We start from the raw sequence: 24,883 nt of genomic DNA on the forward strand, positions 1-24,883 counted from the left end.
GGAGCGGCCGCATCATGCGTTGAAATACAGAACCCCCGATGCGGTACATAGGGGGTTCTGAGTAGAGAAATGCTAGTTGAAAATGTGTAAACCTATTTCAGGACTAGACAGCGGCGGGCTGCTGTTTACTTGGTCGCAGGCACCTTGTCGCGGCGCGACTTCCACCACCAGCGCAGCCGGATCTGGGAGATGAGCATTCCCGCCAGCATCAGGGCACAACCGGCGATGGCGCGCTCGTCCAGCGTTTCATCCAGCAACAATACGCCACCCACGGCGGCAAAGACGGTCTCCAGACTGAGGATGATGGCGGCGTGGGCCGGATGAGCACCCCGCTGCCCTACCACCTGCAGGGTATAACCCACCCCGACCGACACCAGCCCGGCATAGAGCAGCGCCTGCCAACCGGCCACGGCGCCGCTTAACGTCGGGGTTTCGATAACAAAGGCGGTGGCGAGGCTGAGCAGGCCGCAGACCACGAACTGCACTCCGGCGAGCTTGATGGGAGCAACCCGGTTGGAGTAGTGATCCACCAGCAGCAGGTGAACGGCCCAGAAGAGGGCGCCGACCACCTGCAGCAGATCGCCAAAGCCGATGGTGAACTCGTCGGTAACGCTCAGTACATAAAGACCGGCCAGCGCGATGATGGCGCCGATCCAGGTATTGAGCCCGCTCTTGTGGCGCAGCAGCAGCCCCAGTACCGGCACCAGAATGATGTAGAGCCCGGTGATGAAACCGGCCTTGGCGGCCGTGGTGTAGAGCAGTCCCACCTGCTGCAGGGATGCGGCACAGAACAGCACCAGCCCGGCCAGCACACCACCGATCAGCAGTTGGCGATGGTCGCCCGCGACGGCAACAGGTTGTCGGGATTTGAGCCACCAGAGCAGCGGCAACAGGGAGAGGGCGCCGAGCAGAAAGCGCAGGCCATTGAAAGTATAGGGCCCCATGTGATCCATCCCGAGGCGCTGGGCGACAAAGCCCATACCCCAGATGGTGGCAGCCATCAGCAACATCAGATTGGAGCGCATGGCGATTCTTCCTTAAATCGGCGCGTGACGGGTTATCCGATCCAAGATACCCGCCTCCCTATCCTCTTGTCTCCACTCTTTGTCTTCGCTCTTGCTCTCAACGCGCTGCATCGCACTGCTTTTGAGCTCCGCGAGTGTTACAGCAGCGAAGGCTTGGTGAACACGGCCAACAGGGCAATCAGGAGCAAATTGCCCCGCAGGATCCACACCACCCGGAAGTGCTGCTGAATGGAGATCATCGGCGCCTTGCCCAGACGCAGGGCGCGACGCCAGCGATAGAAGAGGCGGCTGGGATAAACGAGGGAGCCGACAATCAGCAGAAACAGCCCCATCTTGAGGCTGTGGGCAGGATGGGCAAAGATCTCTGCCACCGAGCTGGCATGTTCGAGGGCCAGCAGACACCCGGTGGCAAAGATGGAGAAGAGCGCCAGCGCAGCCACCCCATCTGCCAGCAGCAGGCGGCGCACTCGCAGCATGTTCAGGCCGCGCCGAAAGATCAGATACTCGACACAGAGGGCAAGGATTAGCACCGCTATGCTGCCATAATGAATCATTGAGAGCAGAGTGTGGTTCAGCATCGGAAACATCTCATTTTCTGCCTTTAGACGAGCCGCACAGCATCATATATGCTGGTGCCACCCGAGACGAAAAGGATCTGTTCATGTCCCCCGCCAAGCCCAAGAACACTTGGTCTTTGATCACCCGCATGCGGCTGGGCCTCCTCTTGCTCTTTATCCCTGTGTTGCTGCTCGGCAGCATCTACTACCTGCATATGGAGCGCACCCTGCGCCACGAGCAGCAACAGAACCTGATTGCTCGCAACACCCAGTATTTCCATACCCTGATCGAACCCTATCTGGCGACCCTCAAACGCCAGTTTACGCTCATTTATCAGCAGGTAAATTATCGGGATTTCAGCGGCCCGGAGATCCTTAACGGCGAGCGCTACCTGCAACAGTGGCAGGCCTATCACAAGGTGATGGAGCTCGATTACGTCTACGTGGGCACCGAGCATCGCAAGATGCTGATCCACCCCTCCTGGCAGGCCGACGAGAAGTTCGATCCCAGAACCCGCCCCTGGTATCTGCTGGCATCCAGCCATCCCGGACAGATTGTCTGGACCGATCCTTATTACGACTACACCTTGGGCACCCTCACCATGGCGCTGGCCCGAGTAATTGAAGATCCTGACGGCAAGAGGGTTGGCGTACTCTCGCTGGATACCCAGCTCACCCCCCTCGCCAACTGGCTAAACAGTCGGCATGATCAGAGTCACCATCTGGGCAATGGCTATCAGATCCTGCTCAACCATGACGGGCTGGTGCTGGCCCATCCGGATCGCGAACGGGTATTCAAACCCCTCGCTCACCCCGACTGGCTGGCCCGGATGCAACTGCCGCAGGGCTTTTTCCTCGATGATGCCAGCGGCCTGATGGTCTCCTACTACCGCATCCCCGAGCAGCGCTGGATCCTGCTCAGCGTCGAGCCGACTGCCAGCATGCAGCAGGTGATCGACAGCGTCTCCATCAACGTGCAGTTGATGATTGCCGTCGCCTGCATTCTCTATCTGCTGCTGGCCCTGCTCTGGTCCCGCTACTTCCGCCGGATGCTGGGGGAGATCACCCTGCTGATCCGCGCCAGCCGCTCCGGCGGTATCGCCTACAACGGCCGCCGTATGCTGGAGCTGGCCAAGGTCTATGAAGAGATGGATGCCGCCAGCCAGGACTTTGCCCAGATCCGCCTGCAAGCCCATCAGGACAAGCTCACCGGGCTCTACAATCGTCGCTTCTTCGACGAGTGCCTGCAGAAGCAGCTCAACAGTGGCGCTCCCTTCGGGGTGGTGATGTTCGATCTGGATGATTTCAAGCGGGTCAACGATACCCACGGCCATCAGGCGGGGGATGTGGTGCTCAAGCGGGTGAGCAAGCTGGGCATGAATCTGTTCCACGAGTGGGGCTGGTTTTGCCGCTATGGCGGCGAGGAGCTGGTGCTGATCTTCCGTTACGGCGAAGAGCAGCCGATGCTCCCCTCCCTGCTGGAAGCGTTCCGGCTCGGGGTGGAGCAGCTGGAGTGGCGCGAACCCGATCTCACTATCACCATCAGTGGCGGGGTGGCCTTCAGCCGCTCCGGGCTCTCGGCCAAAGAGCTGGTGGAGCTGGCCGACAAGGGGGTCTATCAGGCCAAGCGGGAGGGGAAAAACCGTATCTGCTTCCCGCTGCGCCACACCCCTCACCAGAGTGCCGAGGAGGATATTCCCGCCTTTGGCGAGCCTCGGCAACAAACCAACGAGGGGTAGCCCCAGCGGCCAGCCTCAACCACAACGCCGTCAGCAAAAACAAAGAGAGAGGCTCCAGCCTCTCTCTTTGTTTATCGTGCTTCTTGCCGCACGTTAAGCCAGTGTGGCGCGCGACTCAGCGCTGCCACTCCCACACCGGCCAGCCCAGCTCCCCGGCCTGCTGGCGCAGCGCGGGGGCAGGATTGACCGCATGGGGATGGCTCACCGCCCGCAGCATGGGCAGATCATTGTGGGAGTCGCTGTAGCCAAAGCTCCCCTGCCAGAGATGCTCTCTGCCGGCAAAGAGCTGGTTGATGCGGGCCACCTTGCCTTCGCGAAAGCTGAGGGTGCCGCGGGTCTGGCCGGTCAGCATCCCCTCCTCCTCATCGAGCAGAATGGCGACGCAGTGATCCATCCCCAGCATCTTCGCCATGGGGGCCACCAGATGCTCGCCGGAGGCGGAGATAAGCACCAGGTCGTCGCCCCGCTCCCGATGCCATTCGATACGCGCCAACCCCTCGGGGTAGAGGCGCTCGCGCAGCACCTGCTCGGCAAAGCGGGTAGAGAGCGAGTCGAGCCACTGGCGCGTCTTGCCCGCCAGCGGTTGCAGGGTGAAGGCCATGTACTGGTGCATATCCATCTTGCCCTGATGGTAGAGGGACATCATGGCCTGCTCCTCCGCAATCATGCTGGCGGGGGCCAGCTCCTCGGCCACCATGTACTCCAGCCAGAGGCTGGCGGAATCCCCGGCAATCAGGGTCTCGTCCAGATCAAACAATGCCAGTGCCATGAGAGCTCCTTGCGGTAACAACGAAAATGAAACGAGGCGTCATGCTACCTCACAGAGTTGATCCCGGGCCACCGCCAGGGTCACGGCACTGCCGGGTGCCAGCAGATCGCCAGCCGAACGGTTGAGGCAATCCACCGTCAACAGCCCCGCCTCGCACTCCACCTGATAGCGGATGACGTTGCCGAGCAGCTGTTGCTGGCGAATGATGCCGGGCAGGCTGGGCTCGCTGCTGGCCGCCCCTGCGGGCAGCAGGGTAATGGACTCAGGCCGCAGCGCCAGCTTGCCCTGAAAACGGGGGCCAAACAGCGACTTGCCCTGCTCGGCGCCAAGCAGGTTGTAGTTGCCGATAAAACCCGCCACAAACTCGCTGGCGGGACGGGTATAGATCTCCTCCGGCGTGCCACTCTGGACGATGGATCCCTTGTTCATCAGGAAGATCCGATCCGACATGGTGAGCGCCTCCTCCTGATCGTGGGTCACGAAGATGGTGGTGAGCTCAAGGCGCTGCTGGATCTCGCGGATCTGCTGGCGCAGGCTGCGGCGGATGCGGGCATCCAGCGCCGAGAGCGGCTCGTCCAGCAGCAGGATCCGCGGCTGCACCACCAAAGCCCGGGCCAGTGCCACCCGCTGGCGCTGACCGCCGGAGAGCTCGGCCGGATAGCGGCGCTCGAAACCGGTCAGCTCCACCAGCGCCAATGCCTCCTGCACGCTGGCCGCCAGCTCCCGCCCCGGCTGGGGTTTCATCTTGAGGCCGAAGGCGACGTTGTCCCACACCGTCATGTTGGGGAACAGCGCATAGCTCTGGAACACCATGCCGATGCCCCGCTTCTGGGGTTCCTGCCAGGTGATATCTTCACCGGCCACCCGCACCTGACCGCCATCCACCGGAGTGAGCCCGGCCAGCGCCCTCAGCAAGGTGGACTTGCCGCAGCCGGAGGGGCCGAGCAGGGTCACCAGCTCCCCCTTGCGAATGCCGAATTCGATCCCCTCGAACACCGGCGTATCGCCGTAGGATTTGTGCAACTGATTGACTTCTAAATGAAACATCTTGGATCACCGATGAAATCTGTTGGCCGCCCAGGTGAGCAGCAGGGTCAGCAGGAAGTAACTCATCACCAGCGCACTGGTGAAGTGGCCAGAAGTGGCGCGCATGTTGTAGAGGTAGACCTGCAGGGTCTCGTAACGGGTGCCCACCAGCATGTTGGCAAACACGAACTCGCCGAGCAGGAAGGAGAGAGAAAGAAACAGCGCCGCCAGCAGCCCCTTGCGCAGGCAGGGGATCACCACCAGCAGAAAGGCGCGTCGACTACTGGCCCCCAGCAGATGGGCGGCATCCATCAAATCCCTGAGCGGTACCCCTTGCAGGCTGTTGGCCAGCGCCCGGTACATAAAGGGGAGCACCACGGTGAACCAGGTGCCGATCAGGATCCACGGCGTGCCGATAATGGGCAGCACGCCGTCGGCATAGATCTGCAGCAGCCCGACTGAGGAGACCACTGGCGGCACCGCGAAGGGGAGCAGGATCAGCAGGTTCATCCAGGGATCCAGCTTGGGGAAGTAGTAGGCCACCACCAGCACGGTCGGCACCAGCACCAGGGTCCCCAGCAGCAGGGTGGCGAAGCAGACCAGGAGGCTGCGGCCAAACGCCGCCAGAAAGCGCGGGTCGCCCCACAGCTTGAGATACCAGTCGAGGGTGAAGCCATCCGGCAGCAGGGTCGCCCCCCAGCGGGTGGAGATCGAATAGAGGAAAGTGGCCAGCAGCGGCAGCAGCAGGGTGGCGACCAGCCCACCCAGCACCCACTTGGGCCAGCGCGGCGTCAAATCATGCATGGGATTGCCCCTTGTTCACATAGCTCTTTTTCAGCAGCCACTGGTTGGCGGCCGTCACCACCCCCAGCAGCACCATAAGGATCACCGCCAGCGCTGCCGCCATATTGGGTTCGAGGAAGATATCGCCGGAGACCAGACTGGCCACCCGGATGGTCACCAGATTGAAGTTGCCGGTGGTAAGGGCGTAGGCGGAGGCATAAGCCCCCACCGCGTTGGCAAACAGGATGATCAGGGTGCCGAGCAGCGCAGGCGTCAGCACCGGCAGTGCCACGTGCCACACATATTGGCGCTTGCTCGCGCCGAGCAGCGCGGCCGCTTGCGGCCACTCATCCTGCAGCGCATCGAAGGCCGGATAGAGCAGCAGCAGGGCGAGCGGGATCTGGAAGTAGGTGTAGATGAGGATAAGGCCGCTGCCCGAGTAGAGGTTGAAGCCGTCGATCAATCCCCAGGATTTCAGCAGCAGGGTCACTGCACCATTGATGCCGAGGATGATGATGAAGGCGAATGCCAGCGGCACCCCGCTGAAGTTGCCGGTCATGGTGACAAAGGCCAACAGTACCCGCTTGACCCGCTCGCCGCTGTGGCGCAGCGCGGCTGCCCCGAGGGTGCCGATAGCAAGCCCCGCCAGACTGGCGATACCGGCAATGCGCAACGAGTTGCCGAACGATTGCAGGTAGAAGGGGGAGCTCAAAATCTCCCGGTAGTAGTCGAGGCCCCAGCCATCCGGGGTCTGGAAACTGCCCACCAGCACCCACACCATGGGAGCGAGCTGGAACAGGATCATCAAGAGGATAAACGGCAGCAGCACCAGCGCGGGCAGCCAGTGGCGGCGCACCTTTTGCTTGGTGGCCACGGGTTGATCCACGAGGATCTCGGTGGTTGCAGGCATCATCAGTGCACCTCGCGCATAAAGGCGGCCTTGAGCAGCGGTGGCGCTGCCGGCTTGTCGTGGGGGATGCCCAGCAGATCGGCCATCAGGGCGCAGAGCTGGGTCTGGGCGATCACTACCCCATCCGGCCAGCGCTCGATAAAGGCATCGCCAAACAGCCAGAGCGGCACGGTGCGCTCTTCGGGCAGGGTGCCGCCGTGGCTCAGGTCGTTGTTCATGCCGTGATCCGAGGTGATCACCACCTGATACCCCTCCGCCAGCCACTGGGGCAGCAGATCGGCCAGCAGGCTGTCCATCCGGCGCGCCTGATTGCGGTACTGGCGGGAATCGAGGCCAAACTTGTGGCCCGCATCGTCCACCCCCATCGGGTGGATCAGCAGAAAATCGGGATCGTACTGGCTGCGCAGCCATTCCCCATCCATCAGCAGATGGCTGTCGGGATAGTTGTCATCCCAGTAGAAGCAACCGTGCTGGATCGGCAGCAGCTCGTCGTGAGTAAAGCGATCGCGGGCCGCCAGCCATGGGCTGCGGTTGTAGAGTTCGCTCACCCAATGGTAGGCCGCCGCTGCTGTGCGTTTACCCGCGGCGCGGGCCAGATGGAAGATGGAGTCATGCAGACTGAGGCGACTCACCCCGTTGTGGGTGATGCCGCTCACCACCGGCGGCACGCCGGTCAGGATGCACTCGTAGAGAGGCCGGGAGAGAGACGGCAGGGCAGCATTCAGGGTCGTATGCAGGCCCCGCCCCGCCTCCACCATGCCACCGAGGTAGCCCATGGTGTGGGCTACCTCTGCTGCCAGACCATCCACAAGTACCACTATCACCTTGTGTTGCACTGGGTTCCCTTACTGCATGTTGATCATGACGGTTTCTTGCCACTGGCGCGGCAGGGCTTTGGAGCTCTGCTCCCAGGCGGCGTGATCCTGCACCGGCTTGGCATTGGCGTACTGCTCGGCCGGCAGCAGCTTGGCCTTCACATCATCCGGCAGGGTCACGTTGCTGCGGATCGGGCGGGCGTAGCCACGGGCCAGGTTGATTTGACCGGCATCGGAGAGGATGTATTCACGGGCCAGTTTGGCGGCGTTGGGGTTCTTGGCCCACTTGTTGATGATGGTGGTGTAACCGGCGATGACTGAACCGTCGCTCGGGATCACCACATCAAACTTCTTGGGGTCGATCTGGTCGCGGTAGTTGAGGGCGTTGAAGTCCCACAGCACACCCACTTCCACCTCGCCCTTCTCGATATTGGCGATGGTCGGATCGTTCAGGGAGAGACGACCCTGCTTGGCCAGCTGACCGAACAGCTCCAGTGCAGGTTTCAGATTCTTCTCGCTGCCACCGGTGGCATAGGCCGCCGCCAGCACGCCGTTGTTGGCCTGGGAGGCAACGCCCACATCACCCAGGGTCACCTTGTAGTCGCCACCCAGCAGGGACTGCCAGCTGGTGGGAGCGGCCTTGACCAAATCCTTGTTGATCAGGAAGGCGATGGTGCCGGTATAGGCCAGCATCCAGTGACCGTCGGCGTCCTTGGCCCAGTTGGGAATATCAGCCCAGGTGGAGGGTTTGTAGGGCTGGGTAACACCCTGCTTGACCGCAACCGGACCGAAGGCGCCGCCCACGTCACCGATATCGGCGGTGGCATTGGCCTTCTCGGCGGCGAACTTGGCGATCTCCTGCGCCGAGCTCATGTCGGTATCCTGATGCTTGATGCCGTAGATGCTGCCCAGCTGCTGCCAGGTATCCTTCCAGTTGGCCCAGCTGTCGGGCATGCCGATGCTGTGGAGCTGGCCTTCGCCACGGGCGGCCTTTTCGAGATCCGCGATATTTTCGGCTGCATAGCTATTTGTGGCAAACAACGGTTGGCTGATGGCCACCATGGCCAGTGCACTTGCGATCACGCTTTTCATCATCCCATCCCTCTGGACTAGGTCAGTTAAGGTTCGAGAGGGATGCTAGAGGGGAATTGTGACGGTGGCGGGGCGCTTTAATGGCAGTTTGATGACAATCACCCTGTCATGGCGCTGTCATCCACAGCGGTTACAACTCTGAACCCGAGTGAGGCTGGACTATTCCAGTAAGGGATTGGCCAGCCACCCGCCTTCTGAATAAGCAACAGGGACAAGAGTGTGACCGAGCCGAGATTGAGTGAGCAGAGAGTGAACGAACAGAGCATGGCCGATGGCCGCGTCTCCTCCAAGTGCGAACAGATTTGCCAGACCCTGCGCCGCTATATCGGCAGCGGCCAATTGGGGGCCGGGCAGCAGCTGCCCGCCGAACGGGCACTGAGCGAGCGCTTCGCCACCACCCGCATCACCATCAAGGAGGCGCTCTCCAGCCTCGAAGCAGACGGCCTTATCTACCGTGCCGAGCGGCGCGGCTGGTTTGTGGCGCCACCCCGCCTCACCTACGATCCCGCCATCCACACCCACTTTCACCAGTGGATCGGCGAGCAGCAACGCACCGCCGAAACCCGGGTGCTGGCCCACGGCAGCGAGCTTGCCAGCAGCGAACTGTGTCGCTGGATGGGGCTGGAACCCTTCACCCCACTTTATGAAATCCGCCGCCAGCGGCTGATCGACGGTCGCCCGGTGCTTCATGTCAGCCACCACCTGCTGGCGAGTCGCTTTCCCGATATCGCCAGCGCACCGCTGGCCAGCTCCCTAACCGAGCTCTATCAGCAGCGCTATGGCATAGGCCAGGGTGGGGCGAGTCTCGAGATCACCCCCTCGGCGGCGCGCGGCGCCATCGCCCGCGCCCTCAATCTGGCGGAGGGGAGCGCCGTGCTACGGCTGGTGCGGGTCAACTACGACGAGCGAGGCGGTCTGGTGGATTGCGATATCGAGCACTGGCGGCCGGATGCCATCCGCATTTGTCTGGATACGCGAGCATTGCAGCCGCTCGCAGGCAAGCAGCAACAAACCCGGGTCGCCGATTAGACTCCAGCCAACAGAGCGGATCCCGCAGGATCCGCCGGGATCAGTTGTCGATATTGGGGATCATGTCGTCGAAGCTCTGGTAGCCGCAGTCGGCCAGTTGCAGCGACATGGTGTAGGTCTTGGCGTGCTCCTGCTGGCCGATGGCGGGGCGGTTGAGCTTGATCTCCTGATGCCAGTACTCCTTCATCCGGTCGATCAGCGCCATCGCCTCCCCCTCGTTGAGGTGCAGCTGACAGAGCGCCATATAGTTGTTCGACTTGTGCATGTTCTCCACCAGATACTCCCCCAGCACCGACATTGCCTGCCGCGCCTGCTGGCGGGCGAAACGGCTGTGCTGCTCGAAGCTGATCCGCTCGCTGATCAGGAAGTGGTAACTGTTGTCGATACCAAGCTGCAAAATGCCAAGCTTCTCCAGCTTGCGCAGATAGAGGTAGCAGGAGGCATCGGTCAGGCCGTACTCCCGCTTGAGATCGATCAGCGTCTTGTCGCGCCAGAAGATATTGGCGAGAAAGGCGTAGAGCCCCGGCTCGTTGTGAAACGCCTCGTCCTGCTCCTGGGTAAAGACGGCGCGGCGGCTCTGGGCGTCCTGAGTGCGATCCAGCAACTCCTCGAACGAGAGCCCCACCAGATGGCAGATCTCCAGCAGAGTATCGAACGGCAGCGAGGGCTTGTTCATCATCCGTTTCACGGTCGCGATGGAGACACCCATCGCCTCCGCCAGCGTCTGATAGCGGATCCCCTTGTCGGTCAGGGTCTTCTTCAGGGTGTCGAGAATATTGTTGGCCAGGGTCTGGCTGTAGGTCATGCCACTCTTCCTTGTTATCGCACTTTCATTGCATGGTTATGCCGAGTCAGCTTCTGACCTGTTTTTACCTTCAAGGCTCAGATATTGACACCGAAAAAACAGCCTAGAGAAAAAATCGCCTATAACGCCCATCAGGACAGACCAGTTGAACGGTGAGGTCGCAAAATCTGACACCAGACAGTGCATATCTTTCAACCCGCAAACATTTTGCTAGTGCTGCATAGAACATCGCGCATAATCGAAACGTATCGAATTCAAGACCCTTCCTGGTTGAGAAATCGATTGTTTGCTTCCAAATTTTTATCTTTTAAACCGTAAGGTTTTTTCTCTTTCCTGGCATTGGGCGGCGCTGATAGCACCGCCCTTTTCTTTTCCCTGAATTCGCAGGTCAGGTCAAGGGCCCCGGCAAGGGGAAGTGTCACCGGCCACCCGCCGCCCACTGATGCGCCAGTCACCACGACCGTTCTGGCAAGATATCCTAAACGGCCATCAATACCGTCTCATTGCCATTAAATATATTTAAATGGCCTGCTTGGAAAGCTTCATAAAATATACGAACGAATATAATCAAGTTATTTAAAACGCCAATAACCTATCTTTTAAATGGCTTGTATATATAAGAAAGAAGAATTAATCAGACCGCACATTCCATATCTGCTTATCACACCCCATGCCCACCCCAACGAGTGCTGCCGGGAGAAAGGAAAAGCCACTCACAAGAGCCCATTCGCGTATCTGATGGGTAACATCGCCTTCGCACAAACAGCCTCAAAAGACCACCAAAAATCGCACTGGGAACAATCCCAAACCTCAAAAAGAGCAAAAAACAGGCAAAAAGATAGATTTTTTTCTCATGGTTTCACCTTGTGAAGCGTTCAAAAAATCATCGAAAAGAACCTAGCGCCTGTGAGTGACATCTGAGATGCCAATTTTTAGACAGCTCATCACGGCTACGCTCGAATGAAAACTTAATGCCGATACAAATCAATCACATAGAATCAAAACTGAACTCTCAGCCTGTTATTTGCCTCACCAGTTAATTATTTAATCCTCAATAAAGCTAAAGCTCTAATAACACCATTTATTAAACAAAATGCCCCTGCTTGCAGCCAGTCATATTTAGAATGATGGGGAAATCACTCTCTTGTTATTCAGAAATGTGCTGACTATACTGCGGCCCCTCTGTGAAAGCAGAGCAATGACGGAAATATAAAAAGCTTCATGGATTGAGCAATATAAATCACACGCAGTTCACGCAACACAAGGTTATTTATCCATGAACAAGTTTAATAAAATTGCCGCTTTCTCCCTGCTTGCTCTGGCCATGAATGGCGGCGCCCATGCCGAAGGCTGGTATGCAGGTCTGGATCTGACCACCTCCAAGATGGATCTCGATGGTGCAGCCAAAGACGCCTATGACGCCAAAGTGATCGACGACCAGCTCGACGGCGGCAGCCTGATCGTGGGTTACAGCTTCAAACCCTGGCTGGCGGTTGAAGGTGGCTTGCACGCCCAACAGATGGATCAGCTGATTTGGGTGACCTCCCCGGTTGCAAGCGGCTTTGCCGACACCACCATCGAAACCCGCAGCATCAGCCTGGCCGCCAAGCTGAGCCAGCCGCTGGCCTGGGGCTTCAGCGCCTATGCCAAACCGGGTATCGCCTACACCCGCACCGAAGTGGAAGTTGTCGGCAACGCCACTCTCCTCGGTTTCAGCGGTCAGGGAAGCAAGAGCGCAACCAAGAGCAAGGTACACCCCAATCTGGAAGTAGGTCTGGACTACGCCTTCAACGACCACTTCTCTGCCGGTATCGGTTACGAGCGCCAGTTCGACGCCCTGAGCCTGGGTGACGAGCACTACTCTCTGGATACCTTCAAGCTGGGTCTGCGCTACCACTTCTAAGTCGCGCCGCGTCAGTAACAATGCAAAAGGGCCGCAGGTTTCAAACCTGCGGCCCTTTTTACTGCTCTTTTTCCGTACCCCGCGTTAGCAGATCTGGTCTTTACCCAGCTGCTTGGCCTGATAGAGCGCCCGATCGGCGCGCACCATCAGGCTCTCTTTCTGCTCATCCTGCTGATACTCCGCCAGCCCGAAGCTCATGGTAGCGGGCGCATGGGGACAGATGGGCTCGCTCGCCATCAATGCCTGAAACTTGCTCGCCACCACCAGCGCATCCTCGCGGCCGGTGTTGGGCAACAACACCATAAACTCGTCACCACCCCAGCGGGCCAGCAGATCGATCTCGCGGATATGACGGCGCACCAGCGCCACTATGTTGATCAGGGTCTGATCCCCGGCGTTGTGGCCATAGCTGTCGTTGATCTGCTTGAAGTTGTCCACATCCATGGCGATCACCGTAAACGGCTGATGGAAGCGTCGCGCCCGCTCGCACTCCAGCTGCAATGCCCGCTCCAACCGATAGCGGCTGGCGGCACCGGTCAGGGCATCGGTCTCTGCCAGCAGACGGTTCTCCTCGGCTTTCTGTTGCAGCGCCTCGTTGAGCCGCACCAGCTCGGCGGTACGCTCGGCGACCTGCTGCTCCAGCGACTGATTGCGCCGCTCCAGCTGCTCCAGCAACAACTTGCTGGCGTGGATATCGCGATGGGCGCCGATCATCCGCGCCACAGACCCGTCGGGATTGCGCTCAATGATGCGGCCGCAATCCTCAATCCAGAGGTAACTGCCATCCCGGCAGCGGCAACGGTACTCGGCGCGATACTCATGGGCGCTGCCGCTCAGGCAGAGATCGAACTTCGCCATCACAGCCGCCAGATCGTCGGGGTGGATCACGTTCTCCCAGGTGAAGACGGTATTGCCGAGGGAGTGAGGCTCGTAACCCAGCATCCGGTACCAGCCCGGGTTGCGATAGACAAAACCGGTATTGGCATGCCAATCCCAGATGCCATCGCTGGTCACCTCCAGAATGCCATGCACCACGGCCTCGCTGACATCCGAGATCCTGATCGTGTCACTGTCCTGCACCATAGCAGTTATCCTTGTTCTTCCGCCCCGCGCCACCACGGGGAATCGCGCTGTTGTCGTGAGGCGCTACCTTGGCATATTGCAACAGATCTGTCAGCCAGAACCCCACCGTACCACCGTTTTCCCGGTTATCGGCCACTCACGGCGCAGGCTGAATCAGGGTGGTCATAAGTGTGGCTCAAGCGCGCCCCATTTACCGGATTTAACTCACGATTCAGTCATTTGGGTGATGGGAATAAATGAGGGGATACCCAGAGGCCCCCACAGAGGTCACTCGGCCAGAGTCAGCCGATAAAAATCAGTCTCCCGATGTTTCGGATTGGGGCGCAGAAATACCCAGCCAAAGCGCCGGTAATGATTCAAGGCCCGCACATTGGTGCGACTCACGGAGAGCATCGCCCATTTACAACCCGCTCCCAGCAACTGCTGGCGGATATAGGCCTGCAACTGCGCGGCCAGCCCGCAGCCGCGATATTCGGGGAACAGATAAATCAGCTGCACATAGCCGGTCTCGGGTTCATCGGAAAAGCTGCGAAACTCCAGCTGGCCCACCCGTTGTTCACCCGCCCAGACATGAATGTAGTGCCATTGCGCTTGCCCCAGCCTTGCGCGTATCCGCTCCCTATAGCCGTCGATAAAGTCGGCAAAGCCATCATGGGTATGAAAGCTGCAAAAATAGGCATCCCTGCGTGCCTGCACACAGAGCTCGTAATCTCGATCCAGATCGATAGTGTTAAATTCAAGTCGCAATCAATGACATCCTGTCGTGTGTGGGTTGGATGTAGGGTGTAATAAGCGCAGCGCATTACACCTTTTGGCAGATAAATAGCAGCGGTGCAATTCACTTCGTTCATTGCACCCTACCGGATTTCACGAAGCGGGCAAAATTGGCATTGTGCCAACCTGCGCCCCTCACCCTAACCCTCTCCCAGAGGGAGAGGGGATAAAGCGGCACCGGTAATATGATCGTCAGCCGTGTAGGTTCGATTAGCGAAGCGTAATCGGACTGCGGTAACGGCATTGCTCCCTTCTCCCATTTATTAGAAAAGGATGAGAAGGTCTGGGGATGAGGGAAAGGAAAAAGAGATTTCGCGGTAAACGTTGGGCTTCACTACGCTCAGCACCAACCTACACAATCGGTAGGTTGGTGCTGAGCCTGCGAAGCCCAACATACCCGATTACCCAATTACGCGATCGTCCGATTACGCTTCGCTAATCGAACCTACACATGCCCGATAAACCAGTGGTGTGAAATATATCAAAAGAAGCCCAATCTCCCTTCTCCCCTTGCGGGAGAAGGGTCGGGGATGAGGGGAAGGAAAAAAGAGAGCACGCGGTAGACGTTGGGCTTCACTACGCTCAGCCACAACCTACACAATCCGTAGGTTGTGTGCTGAGCCTTCGAAGCCCAACATATGAGATGGATACTTTTACTGTCATTTATTATTTAATAATCTTTCTATTTCACCAGATTGCTCTAGGACATACCACATAGCCTGACCTAAGTTTGTCAAATGATATTGCGTTATATATATAGGGTTGTGTTTTAGTAACCCTAAATTTGAAAGCTCATATTGATAGTCCTCATCAAATCCCATCGGGGTATCAGCATAATATGACCCCATACATTTAGAAAGAGGTGGGCTATATCTTTGTATTACATTTATCAGGCGCTGAAATGTATCTACATCATATCGCTTCTCACTCAAGCCAATCACCGCTTGAGCAAGCCATTCGGCCCTATTAACGTTCTGAGCATTATCAATGATGAAGATCAGTTCACATCCAAGTTCACTCAGCTTTTCTTTATCTAAAACTTTTTCGTCAACAGCTGTGATGCCATGCTCATTTAATTTGCTGATAAATGCTTGTAGCTTTTTCGCAAAGATAAGATTAGATATGTCATTTCCTGCTTGAAGCATTTTAAGCACAGAGCCGACAAGAGGAAAATCCTTGAGAACACCCTCCTTTAAAAAATAATCCAAGGTAAACTCACCTACCTCGGAAAGCATGTCCAGAACATTTCCCTTCATATATACTCCTCCAACACTATGTCCTCATACAAAAATATGCGGTATATAGAAAGATAATTAGACAACAGCAACTCCCTTTACCACCCTCCAATCACTCCCCCAACCTCTCTGCCAATCCCGAATAACGCTCGGTCTTCTTCCGCACCGCTTGGGCCAACAGGGCGCGATCGCCGTAGAGATCGAGCCGCGCCTTGGCGCGGGTGATGCCGGTATAGACCAGCTCGCGGGTCAGCAGCGGGCTGGGGCTGTCGGGCAGCACCAGCACGGTATGGGCAAACTCCGAACCCTGGGATTTGTGGATGGTCATGGCGTAGACGGTCTCGTGAGGCGGCAAACGGCTTGGCAGCAGGGCCCGCAGGGTGCCATCCGGCTGCTCAAACCATACCTTTAACCGGCCAGTTTCATCGGGCAGGCAGAGCCCCATATCGCCGTTGTAGAGGCCGACGCCGTGGTCGTTGCGCACCACCATCACCGGGCGACCGGCATACCAGTCGCCATCGCGGGCGATCAGGCCAGCCCGTGACAGGGCCAGTTCGAGCCGCTCGTTTAGCCCCAGCACCCCGAACGGGCCATCGCGCAGGGCGCAGAGGATCTGGAAGCTGTTGAATGCCTTGAACACGGCGGCGGGCGCCTCCCCCGCGCGGGCCGCCTTCAGATAGGTTCCGTAACCGGCCACCCCTTGGGCAATCAGGGCCTCAAAAGCCTCCCCCGCCCAAGGGTGCATGCTGATATCCCTAAAGCCCATGCCCCAGACAGCCTCCACCGCCGTGGCATCGCCGCTGTTGCAGGCGCGTGCCAGCTGGCCGATGCCCGAGTGCTGATCAAAGCGCCAACTCTTGGCCAGCAAGCAGAGGCTGTCGCGCACCGGAGCCCCTGCGGGCGAGCCCTGCAGGCGGTAGCCAGTCTGGCGGGAGAGCCAATCCGCCTGCGCCGGGCTGATGCCCTGTTCGATAAAGCTGCAGATATCGCCGAGCACGGCCCCCGCCTCCACCGAGGCGAGCTGATCCTTATCGCCGAGCAGGATCAGGCGGGCATGGCTGGGCAGCGCATCGAGCAGGCGCGCCATCATCGGCAAGTCGACCATGGAGGCCTCATCCACCACCAGCAAGTCGAGGTGCAGCGGGTTGCCCGCGTGGTGGCGGAACTGACTGCGCCCCGGGATAACCCCGAGCAGCCGGTGCAGGGTGCCCGCTTCGGTGGGGATCGCTTCGACCCATTCGGGGGGCAGATCGAGGGCCTGCAGAGCAGAGCCGATACTCTCGGTGAGGCGCGCCGCCGCCTTGCCGGTGGGGGCCACCAGCCGGATCGCCGGGGCCTTGCCAGCCTGCAGGCCAGTCTCCACCAGAATGGCGAGCAGTTTGGCAACCGTGGTGGTCTTGCCGGTGCCGGGGCCGCCGGAGATCACCGCAAAGGGGCGCGCCGCCGCGGTGGCCGCCGCCAGCTTCTGGCCGTTGCAGCAGAGCGCCTCGGACACCAGCGTATCCAGTTTGCTCAAGTCACTCGCCGCCTGGGCGCTGGCCAGCAGTGCCTCGATGGCGGGCCAATTCACTTCGTTCGGGAACACCAGATCCAGATACTTTTCGATAAAGTGACGGGCCGAGAAGTCGGGGGCGAGGCGGGCCTTGAGCAGCGCCGCGAACACCAACCCATAGTCGCGGGCAAACAGCCGCGACAGAGCGGGAGCAATCTCCGGCCATTCGGCTCGTTCACTCAAGGTGCGCAGATGGCGGGCTACTCCCTGCTCGTGATCGTGGTAGCGGGTAAGGTAGAGCCGCCCGTGCCACAGCCGCAGCGGCCAGCGCGGGGCGAGCCCCTCATCCTGTTCGGTACCAACCAGGGGACTCTCTGCAAACAGGGCGGGCCAGCGGGCAGGATCCGCCAGATCCCCCAGCAGATCCCGGCTCTGCTGGGGATCCAGCCCGAACGGGCGCAAAGATCCGGCAGCGAGCATCTCCAGCGGCAGACAGACATGGCCGCGCCCCAGCTCGAAGCAGGCGAGCGCCGCCCCCAGCACCAGCTCGGGGCTGCCGCCAAGGTCGGCCACCAGCCTGGCAAATTGCAGATCCAGCTGGCGGATACGGCCAGCCAGCGCCAGTGTTTTGAGCCGTTCAACCATCATTGCGCTGGCTGCGGTGCTGATCATGGTGCCGCTCATGCCTCTACCTCGTTCAATGCTTGGGATCCCGCTGCTGGCAGCTCACTGCCTTCGCGAAACAACTTATCCAGCCCCAGCACCAGTTCACGGCTCGGGCGGGTATGGAAAATGCCCCCCTGCGGCATGCCGCGCAGGAACAGATAGAAAACGCCGCCAAAGTGCTGCTCGAAGTCGTAGCCCGGCAGACGCAGGGTGAGCAGCCGGTGCAGCGCCAGCGAGTAGAGCTGGTATTGCAGGTCGTAGCGGTGCTCGGCCATCGCACGCTCCAGCGCCGGACGGCTGTAATCAGCGGGGCTCATGCCGAGGTGGTTCGATTTGTAGTCGAGCAGATACCAGCGCCCCTGCCACTCGAACACCAGGTCGATAAAGCCCTTGAGCATCCCCTGCACGGTGGCAAAGCTGAGCGGCTTGTTGCCCCGCGACAGCGGGTCGTGCTGCTGGCAGAGCGCAGTCAGCGCCGGTGCCGTCACCCGCCCCATGGGCAGGAAGAACTCCAGCTCCACCTGCTTGCGCTCGGGCGCCAGATCCCGCAGCCGCACCGGCTCACCAAAGCCGGTATCGAGCGGAGTATCGAGCACAGCCTCCACCTGCTGTTGCAGCACCGGAGCCCAGCTTTCGTCGAAGCCATCTTGCGCCAGCAGAGTGGCGATATGCTCTGCCAGCGGCTCGCCACCAGCGCTTTGAAAGTCGATGGTCTCGAACAGGCTGTGCAGCAAGGTGCCGGGGCGCGCCCCTTTCGGGAAGGTGAAGATGGAGGGCTGGGGTGCCTCGTCCGGTTGCTCGGAAGCCTGCGCGGCCGCCTCGGTCACTACCTCGTCATCGAAGCCGGGATTGGCGAGGACGCCCTTACTGTGACCGTGACCCTGCGCCGCCAGCCCGGAGTAGGAGCTGATCCACCAGTCCCTCTCAAGGGAGCCGCTAAAGTGGCGCACCTGCGGCTCGCCCAGCAGCTCCTCTTCTGGCGGCAGCGGGGCCGGACGGGTGAGCGAGGGCTCACCGACGGCCACCCCGGGCAGCGCCTGCGACAGCTCGGTCAGCGCGGTCGCCAGCGTCTGTGCATCCCCCTCTTCGCCCTTTTGCAGCAGGTAGCCGATGGCGGTGTGGTGCAGGTCGGTCTTCTCCGACTTGCCCGCCCCCGCCCGCACCGGCGCCAGCCCCAGCCAGGTGGCGTAGACGCCCCGGGTCAGCGCCACGTAGAGCAGCCGCAAATCTTCGGCAAGGCGCTCCCTGTCCGCTTCTGCGAGCGATGAGTCGGCGCCGGTCAGATCGAGAATAGTGCGATTGCCCGCCTCGTCCGCCTCGTGATAGAGCGGGGTCTCGGCGGTTCTGTGGCTGCAGATAAAGGGCAGGAACACCAGCGGGTACTCCAGCCCCTTGGATTTGTGGATGGTGACGATCTGCACCAATTTCCGCTCGGATTCGAGGCGCAGTACCTGCTCCGCATCCTGCCCGTTGGGGCGGCTCACCGCCTCCCCCAACCAACGCAGCAGGGCATATTCGCCATCCAGCTCGCTGCTCACCTGTTGCAGCAGCTCGCCAAGATGGAGGAAGTTGGTCAGCCGCCGCTCGCCATAGGGGCTCGCCAAAAGCGAAGAGGCGAGATTGCGCCGGTGCAGCAGGGCCCGCAACATGGCCAGCACGCCACGACGGTGCCAGATCTTGCGGTACTCCATAAACTCCTGCACCGCGCTCTCCCACGCCCGCTCGTCGCTGGCCAGCCCATCGAGCGCCTTGGCATCCAGATCAAACAGGCCGGTCGCCAGCGCCGCCCGCAGGCTGCGCTCTTCGCTCGGGTTCTGGCAGGCGTGCAAAATCAGCAAAATCTCCCGCGCCTCCGTCTGCTCCAGCACGCTCTCGCGGTTCGACAGATAGACGGAGGCGATGGCGAGGCGCGCCAGCTCCTGCTGCACCAGCTTGCCCTCGGCGCCGGTGCGCACCAGCACGGCGATATCTCCGGACTTCACCGCCTGATCACCGATCAATGCCTTGCCCTCGCGGGCCAAGGTCAGCAGGCGGTGGATCTCGGCGGCGGTGGCGCGGGCCATCTTGCTCTGGTAATCCCCCCGGTTGAAGGTGGGCTGGCCGGTCAGCTGCCAGCAGTGGAGCACTGGAGCGGCTTCGCCATCGAGCAGCAGCGCCTTGCTCTTGCCCTGGGCCTCCACCGGCAGAAAGGGGATATCCGCCTCGTAGATAAAGGGATCCTTGGCCCGCTCGAACAGGCCGTTGACCGCCCCCACCAGCGCACTGCTGGAGCGCCAGTTGCGCCCGAGGGTGTAGTGGGCGCTCACATTTCGCCGCGCCTGAATGTAGGTAAAGATGTCGGCGCCGCGAAAGCCGTAGATGGCCTGCTTGGGGTCACCGATCATCAATAGCGCCGTATCTGTGTGACCGCCGTAAAGCCGATGGAAGATGCGGTACTGCTGGGGATCGGTATCCTGAAATTCGTCGATCATCGCCACCCGGTAGGTGGCGCGAATGCGCTCGCAGAGCCGCTCGCCAAGGCTTGAGCCGAGCGCCCCGTCGAGATCTTTGAGCAGGTCATCGAACGAGAGCTGATGGGCCTGCCGCTTGCTGGCCTGCATCCGGCTGCGCACTACTTTGGCCGCCCGCTGCAGGATAAGGTCGCGAATACCGGGACTGCTCGCCAGCAGCTCATCGATCTGGCTGAACAGCGGCAGGGTCGGCACTGCGCCCCCCTTCTTGAGGTTCTCCTCCAGCACCGTCTGGCCGAAACGCTCCAGCTCCTTGGGGATGGCGTAGCCGCTGCTCTCGTCCTGCGCCCAGTCAGCTATCTTGGCAAGCCACCCCTCGTAGTTCTTGCCGGTGTAGCGGCTGATCTGGCCGTCGGTCTGGCGGCGGATCTCGTCCGTCTGCGCCAGCCACTCGCGCTTCACCGCCTCAATGCGGCTCATGGCCGCCTGATGGCGGGCGGCGAGGGTCTCGTCCCCCAGCGCGGGGTGGATCTCCAGCTCGCTGTTGTCGAGCCAGCTACCCATCTCCCGCAGCAGGGCGGCGGGGCTCGGCCAGAGCGCACGCACCGCGCTGGCGAGGGTTTTATCCACCGGATAGAACTCGGCGCGCCAGTAGTCGCTCACCGCCTGCAGCCTGAGCTGGCTGTCGTCGGTAAGAAATTCGGTCTCGAAGAGGGCACCCGATTCGAAGGCGTTCTGTTTCAGCATCCGCTGGCAGAAACCGTGGATGGTAAAGACCGTCGCCTCGTCCATCTGCCGCTCGGCGGCCAGCAGGCGACGGGCCGCCAGCTCGTGATCCTCCACCTCGTCCAGCAGTTGGGCCAGCAGGGTGTCACTGCTGTGACCGCGCATAAAGGCGAGGCGCGCCTCGTGAATGCGGCCACGGATCCGCCCGCGCAGCTCGGCGGTGGCCGCCTCGGTAAAGGTCACCACCAGAATTTCGGTCACCGAGAGCGGCCGCTCGTGGGCACTCGGCTGACCGGCATCGGCCCCCTCTTCGATGAGCGGGCCGTGGCCCAGCAGCAGGCGCAGGTAGAGACCGGCGATGGTGTAGGTCTTGCCGGTACCGGCGGAGGCTTCGATCAGTCGTTCACCATGGAGGGGAAAACGCAGGGTATTGAGCGGGTTAGCCATTATTTCAGCTCCTCCAGGGTCTTGAGCAGCGGGGTCAGGTGTTCGCGGGCAAGCGCCTGCAACTGACCAAGCACCTCGTCATCGAGTTCGGGGAAGCAGCGGGCGACGTAAACGTCTTGCCCCTCCCCATTGATCATCCAGCCGCCGTTGAAACGGGTGAGAGCCGCCTTGTCGGCCGCCTCCGGCTTGTCGGGATCCTTCTCGATCGCCTTGAGCCAATCCCAGGCGGTGTTGGGGAAGAAGGGCAGCGGCCGCTTCATCCCCTGCGCCCAGCACGCCACCAGCGCCGCCAGTTTGGGGCGCGCCTCATCGGCAGCGAGCTTGGCTAACCGCAGACTCTGTTTGGCATCGAACAGCAGGGTGTCGCCGGGGGCGCCGCTCAATGAGAGGCAGAGGTGCTGGATCCAGCCCAGCAGCAGATCCTTGCCGTTGAAGCTGCCGGGTTTGACCACCAGCAAACGCCCCTTCTGGGTGTCGATCCACCCTTGCAGCTGACCCTGAGTGAGGGAGATATCGATCTCCACCGCCTGCTTTTCTGACTCATTGGCCGCAACCCATGGCCGCAGCCGATCCGCCAGCTTGCCCATCTCGGCATCCAGATCGTCCAGCAGCAGGCTGCCGAACCACCCTTGCGGCAAGAGGCCGGTAAGCTGCAACCGCTCGCGACGCTCGGTGCTTTCACCTTCCGCCAGATGGGCATCGAGCAGCAGATCTTTCAGCTGATAATGTTGCAGGCCATCCAGCTCGAACGGCTCGCTGTCCTCGATGTTGGCTTCGTTCAGCTCAAACCACACCTTGAGGCGGCGGTTGAGGAAATATTTGGTGGGCTGGCGATAGAAGCGCAGCAGCTCCGCCAGCTCCAGCCCCTGCTCCTTGCCCCATTCGGGGGGCAAAGGCAGCTCGCCACTCTGGAAGTTGGCCGCGCCACGCACCGGATTGAGGGCAGGCAGCCAGTCGGCAGCATAGGTAAAGAGGCGCGAACCCGCCGCCGGGTAGAAGTAGTTGCGGCTGTAGGGGGTGAGCGGGTGCGCAACCATCAGGTGGTTGAGCAGCCGCTTGCCGGAGGTTTCGTCGTCGAGATCCTCATCCCCCGCCAGCACAAAGCCCTGCCGCACATAGTCGATCAGCTCCGCCAGCAGCACCGAGGGCACCTTGTCGCTGTTGTCCTGCGCACTGAAGCCCTGATAGCTGATATAGAGCCCCTGCTGGGCACTCAGCAGGGCCTCGAGGAAGAGGTAGCGGTCATCATCGCGACGGGAGCGATCCCCACGCCGCGACGCCACCGCCATCAGGTCGAACCCCATGGGGGCCAGGGTGCGCGGGTAGACGCCATCGTTCATGCCGAGCAGGCAGACCTGCTTGAAGGGGATGGAGCGCATCGGCATCAGGGTGCAGAAGTTGACCTGACCGGCGAGGAAGCGCTGGCTGGAGCGGGACTCCCCCAGCACGCTGCCGAGGTAGTCCTGCAACAGATCGGCGGTAATGGGCTGCTCGAAACGGGCTTCACCAAGCCGGGTCTGCCACTCGACCAGCTGGCTGCGAATAAGCTGGAGCTGACGCTCTTCATCCTCGTCGGCCAGATAGAAGCGCTCCAGCAGCGCCAGCAGGCAGGCGTTCCACTCGGCCAGCGGCTGCGCCTGTTGCAGGCGGGGCAAAAACTCAGCCAGCGAATCGACAAACCAGGCGAGCTTGCCGAGCGCCAGCCCCTGCTGACCCTCGATATCGGCGTAGGGCAAGATGCCCGCCACCGGCTCACCATCCCCCATGGCAAAGCCGAGCAGCATGCGGCGCAGGCCGAACAGCCAGCTGTTGCCGGACATGGGCGGCAGATCGAACCGCACGGGGTAACCGTCATCCAGCCCCCAGCGGATGCCGGTCTCCTGCACCCAGACCCGCAGCTGGTTGAACTCGTCGTCATCCAGCTCGAAACGGCGCAGCACGGCGGGCACCTCGAGAATGGCGAGCAGCTCCCCTGCCCCGAAGCGAGCGTTGGGCAGCCTGAGCAGGGCGAGGAAGCTTTGCAGCAGCGGGCTCTCCTGACTCGCCGCCCGATCCGAGACCGCAAACGGGATCTGACCGCGCGCGCCAAACACCGCCTGAATATAGGGGCCGTAGCTATTCACATCCGGCATCATCACCACCACATCTTTCGGGGTGAGGGTGGGATCCTGTTCGAACAGCGCCAGCAGCCGGTCGTGCAGCACCTCGAGTTCGCGCATCGGGCCGTGGCAGGCGTGGATCTGCAAGGATCCATCCGCCGGATCGATCGGGCTCTTGTGATGGCTGCTGTCGAGATCGAACTGACCGGCGCCCCGTTCTGCCAGCTCCAGCACATCCTTCTGTATGGCGCGCAGCAGGCTGACATTGCCCTTGCCATCCACTTCGTCGATATCGACGAAGGCCTCGATTTGCGGCACCTCCAGCTCCATCAGCTGATGCAGGTAGTCGCGCCCCAGCTTGCCCATGGAGGCGAGCAGCGGGTTGGCGGGGCCCTGCAATGTCTCGATATCGGTGCCGGGTTTGAGCTTGTTCTCCAACCGAGCCAGGGTCTTGCGATCCAGCAGATCCCCCCAGTAGTAGCGGCAGGGGTTGGTGACGAACAGGTGCACCTCTACCTCCGACCGGCTGCCGAGGGCCAGCAGCGCCTCCACATAGCGCGGCGGCAGCGCCGAGATGCCGAACACAAAGACCCGCTGCGGCAGCTTGCCCGGCAGATCGGCGGTACGCTCCAGCTCGTGGATAAACTCCTCGTAGAGGTTGGCGCGGTGGTAACCGCTCGGAGAGAGCGCCAACGTGCGGGCCACCAGCTCACGCCACAGCTCCGGCTGCCAGTCCTGACCGCTCACCCCGGCCAGCTCCTGACTCAATCCTTCCCCCTCTTCCCAGCGGGCGATCCAGTCCGGCCGGTAGACCAGATACTGGTCAAAGAGATCCGCCACCTTCTGGCAGAGCTGCCACAACCGCACCTGCTCGGGCTCCTGGGCAGGATCCTCCTCATCTCCTCCGCCCAGATAAGCGGCGAGCGGGGCAAAGGCGGGCCGCTCCAGCAAGGCGGGCAGAATGGTCATCAGCTGCCAGCTCATGGAGCCTTTGTTGTAGGGACTCTGGCGCGGCACATCTGCCAGCACCCGGGTGAACATCTCCCAGATAAAGCTGGCGGGCAGCGGAAAGTCGATATTGGCGGCGATGCCGAACGCTTTAGCCAGCTCCAGCTTGAGCCACTGGGCCATGCCCGGACTCTGCACCAGGATCTGCTCCCGATCGAAGGGGTGAGAGAGAGGGGCCTGCCGGATGCGGCTCACCAGCAGCTCTTTGAGCAGATCCAGCTGATTGGAGTGGTAGAGGGTAAACATGAGCAATTCCCGCCTGTGGATGAGAGGGGGCGAGGGAAAAGGCGAGCCATTTCCGTCACTTCACAAGAGAGGGAATTGTCAGGGATCGGGGGATAAGATGCAAAAGGCACTTGTGGCCAGCAGGCGGGCAAACCGCTGAACCATGAGGGGCGCCGCAGATTTGTGCCGTCACCTCACCTACCCGGAAAACGCAGACAGAAAAAA

At 60.9% G+C, this 24,883-nt stretch carries 18 protein-coding genes; 3 read left to right on the forward strand and 15 right to left on the reverse strand.

The window, feature by feature from the left end; genetic code table 11:
* Nucleotides 1-125: 125 nt before the first annotated feature.
* Together ACB042_RS19905 and ACB042_RS19910 are read right to left on the reverse strand one after the other, a co-directional pair.
* A complete protein-coding gene (locus tag ACB042_RS19905; protein ID WP_042053438.1) occupies nucleotides 126-1,025 on the reverse strand; it encodes a DMT family transporter in 900 nt (299 codons plus the stop codon).
* Nucleotides 1,026-1,162: 137 nt separating this feature from the next.
* Nucleotides 1,163-1,603 (reverse strand): DUF2214 family protein, encoded by a 441-nt coding sequence (locus ACB042_RS19910; RefSeq protein ID WP_075115790.1) that lies wholly within the window; start codon nucleotides 1,601-1,603, stop codon nucleotides 1,163-1,165.
* Between the two features lie 83 nt (nucleotides 1,604-1,686).
* On the opposite strand from ACB042_RS19910, the gene ACB042_RS19915 reads away from it, so the two are divergent.
* Complete coding sequence (locus ACB042_RS19915; RefSeq protein ID WP_247823616.1) at nucleotides 1,687-3,321, forward strand: sensor domain-containing diguanylate cyclase; 1,635 nt, start codon at nucleotides 1,687-1,689, stop codon at nucleotides 3,319-3,321.
* Between the two features lie 115 nt (nucleotides 3,322-3,436).
* Here the strand turns inward: ACB042_RS19915 and ACB042_RS19920 are convergent, their stop codons facing one another.
* From ACB042_RS19920 to ACB042_RS19945, 6 genes are read right to left on the reverse strand one after another with little or no spacing between them, the layout of a single operon-like run.
* The gene (locus tag ACB042_RS19920; protein ID WP_338773401.1) at nucleotides 3,437-4,090 is read right to left on the reverse strand and encodes an HAD family hydrolase; all 654 of its coding nucleotides are present in this window, start codon (nucleotides 4,088-4,090) and stop codon (nucleotides 3,437-3,439) included.
* Between the two features lie 39 nt (nucleotides 4,091-4,129).
* The gene (locus ACB042_RS19925) at nucleotides 4,130-5,137 is read right to left on the reverse strand and encodes an ABC transporter ATP-binding protein (RefSeq protein ID WP_323931058.1); all 1,008 of its coding nucleotides are present in this window, start codon (nucleotides 5,135-5,137) and stop codon (nucleotides 4,130-4,132) included.
* A 6-nt stretch (nucleotides 5,138-5,143) separates the two neighbouring features.
* The gene (locus tag ACB042_RS19930) at nucleotides 5,144-5,920 is read right to left on the reverse strand and encodes an ABC transporter permease (RefSeq protein ID WP_005355251.1); all 777 of its coding nucleotides are present in this window, start codon (nucleotides 5,918-5,920) and stop codon (nucleotides 5,144-5,146) included.
* Nucleotides 5,913-6,812 carry an ABC transporter permease subunit gene (locus ACB042_RS19935; protein ID WP_323931057.1) on the reverse strand — a complete coding sequence of 300 codons (900 nt, stop codon included), beginning with the start codon at nucleotides 6,810-6,812 and terminating at the stop codon, nucleotides 5,913-5,915. The genes ACB042_RS19930 and ACB042_RS19935 overlap by 8 nt, the downstream gene beginning before the upstream one ends.
* A complete protein-coding gene (locus ACB042_RS19940) occupies nucleotides 6,812-7,645 on the reverse strand; it encodes an alkaline phosphatase family protein (RefSeq protein WP_136501658.1) in 834 nt (277 codons plus the stop codon). The genes ACB042_RS19935 and ACB042_RS19940 overlap by 1 nt, the downstream gene beginning before the upstream one ends.
* Nucleotides 7,646-7,654: 9 nt before the next feature.
* On the reverse strand, nucleotides 7,655-8,716 hold the full coding sequence (locus tag ACB042_RS19945; RefSeq protein WP_005355254.1) for an ABC transporter substrate-binding protein: 1,062 nt from the start codon (nucleotides 8,714-8,716) through the stop codon (nucleotides 7,655-7,657).
* A 264-nt stretch (nucleotides 8,717-8,980) separates the two neighbouring features.
* On the opposite strand from ACB042_RS19945, the gene ACB042_RS19950 reads away from it, so the two are divergent.
* Entirely contained in the window at nucleotides 8,981-9,745 is a 765-nt protein-coding gene (locus ACB042_RS19950; RefSeq protein WP_371178990.1) for a UTRA domain-containing protein, read from the forward strand.
* A 40-nt stretch (nucleotides 9,746-9,785) separates the two neighbouring features.
* Here ACB042_RS19950 and ACB042_RS19955 read toward each other — a convergent pair whose 3' ends face one another.
* Nucleotides 9,786-10,550, reverse strand: coding sequence for a helix-turn-helix transcriptional regulator (locus tag ACB042_RS19955; RefSeq protein WP_005336490.1), 765 nt, complete (start codon nucleotides 10,548-10,550; stop codon nucleotides 9,786-9,788).
* 1,276 nt (nucleotides 10,551-11,826) lie between these two features.
* Here ACB042_RS19955 and ACB042_RS19960 point away from each other — a divergent pair.
* The gene (locus tag ACB042_RS19960) at nucleotides 11,827-12,453 is read left to right on the forward strand and encodes a porin family protein (RefSeq protein WP_371178985.1); all 627 of its coding nucleotides are present in this window, start codon (nucleotides 11,827-11,829) and stop codon (nucleotides 12,451-12,453) included.
* 84 nt (nucleotides 12,454-12,537) lie between these two features.
* Here ACB042_RS19960 and ACB042_RS19965 read toward each other — a convergent pair whose 3' ends face one another.
* From ACB042_RS19965 to recC, 6 genes are all read right to left on the reverse strand, one after another.
* Nucleotides 12,538-13,536 (reverse strand): sensor domain-containing diguanylate cyclase, encoded by a 999-nt coding sequence (locus ACB042_RS19965; protein WP_058057085.1) that lies wholly within the window; start codon nucleotides 13,534-13,536, stop codon nucleotides 12,538-12,540.
* Nucleotides 13,537-13,803: 267 nt separating this feature from the next.
* The gene (locus ACB042_RS19970) at nucleotides 13,804-14,283 is read right to left on the reverse strand and encodes an N-acetyltransferase (protein WP_144716060.1); all 480 of its coding nucleotides are present in this window, start codon (nucleotides 14,281-14,283) and stop codon (nucleotides 13,804-13,806) included.
* A 686-nt stretch (nucleotides 14,284-14,969) separates the two neighbouring features.
* Entirely contained in the window at nucleotides 14,970-15,566 is a 597-nt protein-coding gene (locus ACB042_RS19975; protein ID WP_104015937.1) for a hypothetical protein, read from the reverse strand.
* Nucleotides 15,567-15,657: 91 nt separating this feature from the next.
* Nucleotides 15,658-17,721, reverse strand: a complete 2,064-nt coding sequence (gene recD, locus ACB042_RS19980; protein WP_371178986.1) for an exodeoxyribonuclease V subunit alpha — start codon at nucleotides 17,719-17,721, stop codon at nucleotides 15,658-15,660.
* Nucleotides 17,718-21,326, reverse strand: a complete 3,609-nt coding sequence (gene recB, locus ACB042_RS19985; protein ID WP_371178987.1) for an exodeoxyribonuclease V subunit beta — start codon at nucleotides 21,324-21,326, stop codon at nucleotides 17,718-17,720. Before recB ends, recD begins: the two co-directional genes overlap by 4 nt.
* Nucleotides 21,326-24,679 carry an exodeoxyribonuclease V subunit gamma gene (gene recC / locus ACB042_RS19990; protein ID WP_371178988.1) on the reverse strand — a complete coding sequence of 1,118 codons (3,354 nt, stop codon included), beginning with the start codon at nucleotides 24,677-24,679 and terminating at the stop codon, nucleotides 21,326-21,328. Before recC ends, recB begins: the two co-directional genes overlap by 1 nt.
* Between the last annotated feature and the right edge of the window lie 204 nt (nucleotides 24,680-24,883).

Origin of the sequence: Aeromonas sp. S13(2024) (assembly GCF_041402405.1) — a bacterium.
Lineage (GTDB): Bacteria > Pseudomonadota > Gammaproteobacteria > Enterobacterales > Aeromonadaceae > Aeromonas > Aeromonas veronii.

Excerpts from the sequence above, each read along its gene's own strand:
- ACB042_RS19960 (WP_371178985.1), top strand. The coding sequence starts at position 11,827 with ATGAACAAGTTTAATAAAATTGCCGCTTTCTCCCTGCTTGCTCTGGCC.
- ACB042_RS19945 (WP_005355254.1), bottom strand. The coding sequence starts at position 8,716 with ATGAAAAGCGTGATCGCAAGTGCACTGGCCATGGTGGCCATCAGCCAA.
- ACB042_RS19955 (WP_005336490.1), bottom strand. The coding sequence starts at position 10,550 with ATGACCTACAGCCAGACCCTGGCCAACAATATTCTCGACACCCTGAAG.
- ACB042_RS19925 (WP_323931058.1), bottom strand. The coding sequence starts at position 5,137 with ATGTTTCATTTAGAAGTCAATCAGTTGCACAAATCCTACGGCGATACG.
- ACB042_RS19935 (WP_323931057.1), bottom strand. The coding sequence starts at position 6,812 with ATGATGCCTGCAACCACCGAGATCCTCGTGGATCAACCCGTGGCCACC.
- ACB042_RS19965 (WP_058057085.1), bottom strand. The coding sequence starts at position 13,536 with ATGGTGCAGGACAGTGACACGATCAGGATCTCGGATGTCAGCGAGGCC.
- ACB042_RS19950 (WP_371178990.1), top strand. The coding sequence starts at position 8,981 with ATGGCCGATGGCCGCGTCTCCTCCAAGTGCGAACAGATTTGCCAGACC.
- ACB042_RS19905 (WP_042053438.1), bottom strand. The coding sequence starts at position 1,025 with ATGCGCTCCAATCTGATGTTGCTGATGGCTGCCACCATCTGGGGTATG.
- ACB042_RS19915 (WP_247823616.1), top strand. The coding sequence starts at position 1,687 with ATGTCCCCCGCCAAGCCCAAGAACACTTGGTCTTTGATCACCCGCATG.
- recB (WP_371178987.1), bottom strand. The coding sequence starts at position 21,326 with ATGGCTAACCCGCTCAATACCCTGCGTTTTCCCCTCCATGGTGAACGA.
- ACB042_RS19975 (WP_104015937.1), bottom strand. The coding sequence starts at position 15,566 with ATGAAGGGAAATGTTCTGGACATGCTTTCCGAGGTAGGTGAGTTTACC.
- ACB042_RS19920 (WP_338773401.1), bottom strand. The coding sequence starts at position 4,090 with ATGGCACTGGCATTGTTTGATCTGGACGAGACCCTGATTGCCGGGGAT.
- recD (WP_371178986.1), bottom strand. The coding sequence starts at position 17,721 with ATGAGCGGCACCATGATCAGCACCGCAGCCAGCGCAATGATGGTTGAA.
- recC (WP_371178988.1), bottom strand. The coding sequence starts at position 24,679 with ATGTTTACCCTCTACCACTCCAATCAGCTGGATCTGCTCAAAGAGCTG.
- ACB042_RS19930 (WP_005355251.1), bottom strand. The coding sequence starts at position 5,920 with ATGCATGATTTGACGCCGCGCTGGCCCAAGTGGGTGCTGGGTGGGCTG.
- ACB042_RS19910 (WP_075115790.1), bottom strand. The coding sequence starts at position 1,603 with ATGCTGAACCACACTCTGCTCTCAATGATTCATTATGGCAGCATAGCG.